The sequence below is a fragment of the Actinomadura sp. SCN-SB genome (assembly GCF_043906805.1).
Taxonomy (GTDB): domain Bacteria; phylum Actinomycetota; class Actinomycetes; order Streptosporangiales; family Streptosporangiaceae; genus Spirillospora.
Genome location: NZ_JBIMPP010000058.1, coordinates 44,720 through 51,994, shown reverse-complemented (window position 1 = coordinate 51,994; position 7,275 = coordinate 44,720). Strand labels below are relative to the sequence as shown.

The following is a 7,275-nucleotide window of genomic DNA, read 5'->3' as shown; positions in this document are numbered from 1 at the left end:
AGGGACCTGGTGATCCCGCGATCCCCGAAGGACGCGCCTCCACTCGACGATGACCCACGGCGCTGAACCGCCGCACGCTCCGTACCGCCCCTGAAGACTCACGTTTCGGCTGCTCAGCACCCTGGGACGGGCGAGCGGCAGTCAGACCGCAGTGGATGACAGAACGACGGCAGTAACAGGTAGGCGCGTCGGCCCACCATCCGTTGGTCACCCACAGGCGGTCGGGGCACCGACGTGTGCGCCGGCGGAAAGGAGCCATCTGTGATCAAGGATCCCGCAAGGAGCGTGTGTCCATGAGGCGTAAGAGCAGGAGCAAGGTGGTGGCGGTCGGTCTGTGCGGCGTGATGGCCGCCTCGGTGGCGGTCGCCGCCCCCGCCGGCGCGGACACGGGCACGGCCGCCTGCCAGATCAATCTCAGCGACCCATGGCGGAGTGGCGACTGGGTCACGACCGGCGCCAACGTGAACGGATGCCCCGACGGCCCGTGGAGCATCACTCTCCAACGCCAGCGGTGGTACGGCTGGGAAGGTCTCGCCTCCAACAGGTTCTACAACGGCGGCGGCTCCGTTGCCTCCTGGAACTGCGCAGGAAGCGGAAGCCACAACTACATCGGCCGGCTCAGTGGCCCTGGGGGCACGATCTCGACCGCCCAGGTCCGCATCTCCTGCTAAGCCGTCCCCAACCGGAGGCTGATCACAGCCTGACGAACCGTCGTGGCGCCACGTTCATCGGCTTGCGGCGGTGACCTCCGCGTCCGGCTCGCCGCGATCCCGGCGGCGAGCCGGATGGTGTGCGCGTTGGCCGAGCATATGTATTCACTATACAGTTGCCTTGGTGACAAGCGTGACAGATAGGCACGGAACCTGAGATTTCGGGAGAACCACTTCATGACGGATTCGGCATCGGCCAAGCGCTGGTGGGTCGAGCTTTTCGAGAGCCGGGACGGCGGCGGCTACAACCCTGGGCACTGGTCGGCCCGGAACAGCCTGGGGCGGCGTCCCGCCCTGCTGGTGATCGACGTCGTCCGCTCGTTCACCGGGGACGAAGGGCAGAGCCTGGAGGAGGCCGTCGCGGCGTTCCCGACCGCGTGCGGTCCCAGCGCCTGGGATGCGATTCCGCGCATCAAGCAGGTCATCGATCTCGCCACGGCCGAGGACTGGCCGGTCGTCTACACCACGGCCCTCCCCGGCGGCGCCTCCCTCTACGGCGGGACCGTCAAGAGCGAGCTGTCGGGTCTCGGGTCGCCGATGGACCTCCCGGGAGCGCAGGACATCCCGGACGCGATCAAGCCGCCGGAGAACGCGCTGGTGTTCGCCAAGCCCAAGGCGAGCGCCTTCTTCGACACCGCCCTGGTGTCGTACCTGATCCGGCGCGGCGTCGACTCCCTGGTCGTGACGGGCGCGACCACGTCCGGGTGCGTGCGGGCCACCGTCGTCGACGGCCACTCTCACGGATACCCGACCTTCGTGGTGGAGGACGCCTGTTTCGACCGTTCCAGGCTGAGCCACGGAGTTAACCTTTTCGAGATGAACGCGAAGTATGCCGACGTGGTGACCGCGTCCGAGCTCATCGAGCGTGTCCAGCGATGAGGTGACCGGCCCGCCGAAGACGCCTCCGGCGCCGCGCCGCCTCCTGGCGGGGCTGGGGCTGGGCGTGTTCAGCTATTCGACGACGCAGATGATGGTCGTGCCGACCCTGCCGTCGATGTTCGCCGATCTGCATGCCGATCCCGCTCGCGGGGTGTGGGTGGTCAGCGCCTTCATGCTGAGCACCTCGCTCACCACCCCGTTGCTGGGGCAGCTCGGCGATGTGATCGGGCGCGCGAAGGTGCTGCTGGTGGCCCTGGCCCTGGCGGCGATGGGCTCCGTGCTCGGCATGACCGCGCCGAGCTTGGCGGTCCTCGTCGTGGCCCGGGTGTTACAGGGCGCGGGCGGGGCGGTGTTCCCCCTCGCCTTCGGTCAGGCGCGGGAGGTCCTGCCGCCCGCGAAGGTGCCGACGGCCGTGGGCCTCATCAGCGGCGGTTTCGGCATCGGCGGGAGCGTGGGCCTGGTCATCAGCGGCCCGCTGAGCGATCTGGTCTCGTGGCGTGCCGTCTTCGGGGTCAGCCTGGTGCTCGGCTCGATCTCGCTGTGGTGCGTGCTGCCGACGCGCCACGCGAGCAAGCCGTCCCGCGAGCGGCGGCTCGACTGGCGCGGCGCGCTCGTCGTCGCCCTCGGCTTCGGGTGCGTCCTGCTGGCCATCTCCGAGGGAAGCAGGTTCGGCTGGTTGACCGCGTCGGTGCCGCTGGCGCTGTTCGGTGCCCTCGTCCTGGGCCTGTGGTGGCGCCGCGCACGGTGGCAGGACGACGCGATCCTGGACGTCCGAGGGTTGGCCGACGGCGCGATCTGGCCGGTCCACGTGCTGGCGACGGCGCTGGGCCTGTGCATGGCCGCGACCGGGTTCCTGGTGCCGCTGTACGTCCAGGCGGCGGACGGTCTCGGCGCCGGGGTCACCACGTCCGGCCTGGTGCTGCTGCCCGCGCTGCTGAGCGGCCTGGGCACCGGGTACGCCGCCGGCCGGCTCAGCAGGCGCACGCCCGCGATCCCGCTGATGCTGGGCATCGTGATCATGGCCGCCGGCTACCTGGGGCTCGCGCTGTCGCGGGACGAGGCGTGGCAGGTCGCCGTGGGAGCCTTCTTCGCGCACGGGGTCGGCATGAACCTGGTGCTCAGCTCGCTCTCCGGCGCCGTCACCGTCAACGCCCCCGCCGACCGGATCAGCGAGGCCGCGGGGGTCAACGCCGCCGCCCGGACGCTGGGCGGAGCCGCCGGGAGCCAGGTCGCCGCGCTGCTCGTCGGCGGCTCCCTCATCGCGGGGCAGGCGGGTTACACGGCGGCCTTCGCCCTGCTCGCGGGCGTCATGCTCGTCGCCTCCACGACCCTGCTCGCGCTGCGGCGACCGGTCAGGCCGTCGCGTCCAGGGCGGGCTCCCGAAGCATGATCGATTCGTGCACGCGGGTCCGCAGCCGGGCGTACTCGGGCAGCGCCTTGGTCTCGATCTGGTGGCGCGGCCGGGGCAGGTCGATCGGCACGATCTCCCGCACCGTCGACGGCGGGCGGCTGAGGACGACGACCCGGTCGGACATGTAGACCGCCTCGTCGATGTCGTGCGTGACCAGGACGATGGTGATGTCGAACTCCCTGCGCACCCGCAGGACCAGGTCCTCCAGCTCGGCGCGCGTCTGGGCGTCCACCGAGGCGAAGGGCTCGTCCATCAGCAGCACCTCCGGCTGGTACGCCAGCGCCCGCGCGATCGCGACGCGCTGCTGCATGCCTCCGGAGAGCTGCCAGGGGTAGTGCCGCTCGAAGCCCTTCAGCCCGACCGCCTCGATGGCCTTCGCGGCGGCCTCGCGGGGGTCGGTCGCGATCCGCTTCCCTCCCTTGCGCAGCGGCAGCTCGACGTTGCGCTGGACGTTGAACCACTGGAACAGGGAGCGGCTGTAGTCCTGGAAGACGACGGCCATCTCCAGCGGGGGCCTGTCGACCGGGACGCCGCGCAGGCGGACCGCTCCGGTGGTCGGGGCGAGCAGGCCGGACATGCAGTTCAGCAGGGTCGTCTTGCCCGCTCCCGACGGGCCGACGATGCCGACGAACTCGCCCTCGTCGACCGTGAAGTCCAGCCGGTCGATGGCCTTGGTGTCGACGCCGCCCCTGCGGTAGGTCTTGCCGAGTCCGGAGATTTCGAGCACGGGTTTCCCTTTCTCAGTGCTGCCCGGGACGGTGCCGCCGCAGGACGAACCGCTCGAGACGTCCGAGCAGGAAGTTCAGGACGATCCCGAGAAGCCCCAGCAGGATGACTCCCGCCCACATGTCGTCGACGGCGAACATCTGCTGCGACTGGAACACGAAGTAGCCGATGCCGTTGGTGCTGGCCACCATCTCGCTGGTGACCAGGAGCAGGATCGCGATGGACAGGCTGACCCGCATCCCGGCGAAGATGCGCGGCGCCACGGCCGGGAGAACGATCAGCAGGAAGCGGTTCAGCCCGGTGATCCCGTACATGGTGGCGCTGGCGAGCATGGTGGTGTCCAGCTCGCGGACGCCGTCGCGGGTGTTGAGGATGATCGGCCAGCAGCAGACGAACGCGATCACCGCGATCTTCGTGGTGTCGCCGATCCCCAGGATGACGATCGCGGGCGGGAGCAGCGCCGCGGCCGGCACGGACCGCAGGAAGTTCACCAGCGGGGCCGACAGCTCGTCCAGGATCCGGAACGAGCCGAGCGCGAACCCGGCCAGCACTCCCCCGGCGACCGCGATCACGAACCCGATCGCCATCCGCCGCAGGCTCGGGACGACGTCGCTGCCGACCTTGTCGAAGAGCCAGTTGTCCTTGAACGAGACGAGGATGTCGCCGACCGTCGGGACGGTGTAGCTCGCGTTGGCCTCGGTGTAGAGCCAGATCGCGGCCAGGATGAGCGCGCTGAACACGACCGGCACCACGATCCTCCCGGCGCGGCTGCCGGTGAGCCATCTCATCGCGCTCATGCCGCGGCCCGCTGGGACTGGTGCCAGTGCAGCAGGCGCCGTTCGACGCCGCCGAACGCGAAGTGCGCGAGGATGCCGAGCAGCCCGGCCGTGACGATGTAGGCGTACATGTCCTCGGTCCGTCCCGACGACTGGGCCAGGGCGATCGACGACCCCAGCCCGTCGTTGCCGGCGACCAGTTCGGAGGTGACGGCGACGATGAGGGCGATGCCGGAGGCGATGCGCATGCCGGTGGCGATGAACGGGAGCGCGCTCGGGATCTGGACGTACCTGATCCGGTTGAGGTGCGACATCCGGAACGACGTCGCCGTCTGGATGGCGACCTGCTCGACCGCCCTGACCCCGTAGATCGTCTGCACGATCACCACCCAGACGCAGCCGAAGACCACGAGCGCGACGTCGCTGCTCAGACCGGGCCCGAAGATCAGGATGGCGACGGGGATGAGGGCGACGCCCGGGACCGGCCGCAGGAACTCCACGGCCGGGCCGAGCGCGCTGCCGATCAGATCGACGGCCCCCATGAGGGTGCCGATCGCGACGCCCGCCACCACGGCGATCAGGAACCCGAGCCCGGCACCGGCGAGGGTCGCCCACACCGCGTTCCAGAACTCGCCGCTGTCCAGCAGGGAGACCAGGGCTCCGAGCACCGCCAGCGCCCCGGGGACGTCCCCCTCGGGAAGCAGCCCGATCGCGGGGAGGGCCTGCCACACCGCCAGCGCGAGCAGGACGCCGACGACGCCGAGCACGCCTCGCCTGGTCGAGGCCGCCTTCTCCAAGGATGACGCCATGGTCAGTCTCCGCGCGCGGGTGCCATGATGTCCGCGGCCTTCACGGGCTTGTCGACGCCGCCCACCTTGAGCATCATGTCGGCGATCGCCTGCACGTCGCCCTCGGTCACGGACGGCGCCCAGATGGGAAGCGTCATCGCCTTGGCCGATTCGGGCGGGAGACCGATGCCCTCGACCAGGGCCGCCCGCACCGCGTCCGGGTGGGCCTTGGAGTACGCGAGGGTCTCTTGCATGCCCGCCTGGAAGGCCTTCACCGCCTTGGGGTTCTCCGCCAGGAACTTCTTCGAGGTGACGATGCAGCCCATCACCTGGCCCCGCGACAGGGGCGCCAGCAGCGTGTTGCCCTGCTTCACCACGCCCGACAGGAAGGGTTCGATGACGCTCGCCGCGTCGACCCGGCCCTGGGCGAGGGCGGAGGGCATGTCCGGGAAGCCGAGCGCCAGGAACTTGATGGTGCTGGTGTCCACGCCGTTGGCCTGGAGGACCGACCGCACCTGCGAGTCGGTGAAGGACTTCAGGCTCGGGACGGCGATCGTCTTGCCCTCCAGCGACTTCAGGTCCTTCACCCCGCCCTTGCGGGCCACCAGCCCCTGGTAGTCGTTCCCAGCGGAGTCGCCGCCGCGGTCGACCGGGGAGATCCCCACGAGCGGCAGCCCGTTGCTGCCGGCGGTGACCAGGGTGCCCCAGGTGTTCGCCCCGAGGTCGAGCTCGCCCTTCAGCACCCGCGGGAAGATGGTGGGCGCGAGGCCGCCGACATCGAGCTTCAGGTCGACCCCGTGCTTCTTGAAGATGCCCTGCTTCACGCCGACGAACAGCGGGGCGAACGTCGCCGCCGGAACGACGCCGATCTTGAGCGTCGCCAGACCTGAGCCCGCGCCCTTGTCCGCGTTGCCGGAGCCGCCTCCGCAGGCGGCGAGCACGAGGGCCATCCCGGCGGCGACGACGCCGGTGAGGGCCCGTTTCCAGGCGGTCTTGACGGCCCCCGTCGCGCGGGCGGCCGGCACCGGATCATTGAGCTCAACCATGACAGGAACCTACTGTATTCAGTTGCCACTTGCCAAGCACAGAAGACCCCTTTTGTCCCATTATTAGATCGTTGCGCTTACTGTGATGGCTCGCCGAGCACGCGCTGGAGAAGGTCGTCCCCGCCCCTCACCCGGCGCAGGCCGCGGACACCGAGCCCGCCGTCGGACTCGATGACGGTCCCGGTCATCACGGGAGCCTGGGTTCTGGACGCCACCAGCACGTAGGCGGCGGTGTGGTCCTCGGGCCTGGAGAACACGTCGAGGGGCGTCGTGGCCCGCACCGCCGCGACCCTGTCGGCCTTGACCTGCGGGCCGGGGGCCGCCTCACCGAAGGCCGACGGGCTGGTGAAGTTGGTCCGCGTCGCTCCGGGCGCGACCGCGTTCACCCGGACGTAGGGGGCGAACTCGTGGGCGAGCTGGCGCACGCACCCGAGCGCGGCGTGCTTGCTGGCGATGTACATCACGCCGCCGCCGTCCGGCCAGAACGAGGAGTTGGACAGGGTCACCACGATCGCGCCGCGGGTCTTGAGCAGTTCGGGCAGCGCGGCCTTGGCGCCGTGGACGATGCCCTTGACGTTGATGTCGAAGATCTGCGCGAAGGCGTCGTCGATGTCCTCCGCGGGCAGGTCGGCCAGTTCCGTGAACCTGTCGCCCAGGCCCGCGTTGGCGACGAAGACGTCGAGCTTGCCGAAGACCTCGACGGCCTTCGCCACCGCCGCCGCGTTCTGGGCGTGCGAGCGGACGTCCGTGACGATGGTCGCCACCCGGTCGCCCAGCCGGTCCTCGACCTCCTGGAGGCGTTCCTCGCTGATGTCCGCGGCGACCACCCGGGCGCCCTCCGCCACATAGCGTTCGACGATCGCGCGGCCGATCCCGGAGCCGCCTCCCGTGACGACGGCGACCTCGCCTTCGAGCCAGCCCATCCTCGTCCTCTCCTTC

Annotated in this window: 8 protein-coding genes; 3 read left to right on the top strand and 5 right to left on the bottom strand. The window is 70.2% G+C overall.

The annotated features are described in order from the left end of the window. Nucleotides 1-293: 293 nt before the first annotated feature. The 3 genes from ACGWYJ_RS29510 to ACGWYJ_RS29500 all read left to right on the top strand — a co-directional run bounded on the left by ACGWYJ_RS29510 (nt 294) and on the right by ACGWYJ_RS29500 (nt 2,979). Entirely contained in the window at nt 294-671 is a 378-nt protein-coding gene (locus tag ACGWYJ_RS29510; RefSeq protein WP_395109703.1) for a hypothetical protein, read from the top strand. Between the two features lie 216 nt (nt 672-887). Further along, nucleotides 888-1,589 (top strand): cysteine hydrolase family protein, encoded by a 702-nt coding sequence (locus ACGWYJ_RS29505; RefSeq protein ID WP_395109702.1) that lies wholly within the window; start codon nt 888-890, stop codon nt 1,587-1,589. Beyond that, complete coding sequence (locus ACGWYJ_RS29500; protein ID WP_395109701.1) at nt 1,576-2,979, top strand: MFS transporter; 1,404 nt, start codon at nt 1,576-1,578, stop codon at nt 2,977-2,979. The genes ACGWYJ_RS29505 and ACGWYJ_RS29500 overlap by 14 nt, the downstream gene beginning before the upstream one ends. Here the strand turns inward: ACGWYJ_RS29500 and ACGWYJ_RS29495 are convergent. The 5 genes from ACGWYJ_RS29495 to ACGWYJ_RS29475 form a co-directional block, all read right to left on the bottom strand. After that, the gene (locus tag ACGWYJ_RS29495) at nt 2,942-3,727 is read right to left on the bottom strand and encodes an ABC transporter ATP-binding protein (RefSeq protein ID WP_395109700.1); all 786 of its coding nucleotides are present in this window, start codon (nt 3,725-3,727) and stop codon (nt 2,942-2,944) included. The two genes, ACGWYJ_RS29500 and ACGWYJ_RS29495, sit on opposite strands and share 38 nt — an antisense overlap. Before the next feature lie 13 nt (nt 3,728-3,740). After that, nucleotides 3,741-4,523, bottom strand: a complete 783-nt coding sequence (locus ACGWYJ_RS29490) for an ABC transporter permease (protein ID WP_395109699.1) — start codon at nt 4,521-4,523, stop codon at nt 3,741-3,743. Further along, nucleotides 4,520-5,311, bottom strand: a complete 792-nt coding sequence (locus ACGWYJ_RS29485) for an ABC transporter permease (RefSeq protein ID WP_395109698.1) — start codon at nt 5,309-5,311, stop codon at nt 4,520-4,522. The genes ACGWYJ_RS29490 and ACGWYJ_RS29485 overlap by 4 nt, the downstream gene beginning before the upstream one ends. A 2-nt stretch (nt 5,312-5,313) precedes the next feature. After that, complete coding sequence (locus ACGWYJ_RS29480) at nt 5,314-6,336, bottom strand: ABC transporter substrate-binding protein (protein WP_395109697.1); 1,023 nt, start codon at nt 6,334-6,336, stop codon at nt 5,314-5,316. A 77-nt stretch (nt 6,337-6,413) separates the two neighbouring features. Continuing rightward, nucleotides 6,414-7,259, bottom strand: coding sequence for an SDR family NAD(P)-dependent oxidoreductase (locus ACGWYJ_RS29475; RefSeq protein ID WP_395109696.1), 846 nt, complete (start codon nt 7,257-7,259; stop codon nt 6,414-6,416). Nucleotides 7,260-7,275 lie beyond the last annotated feature (16 nt).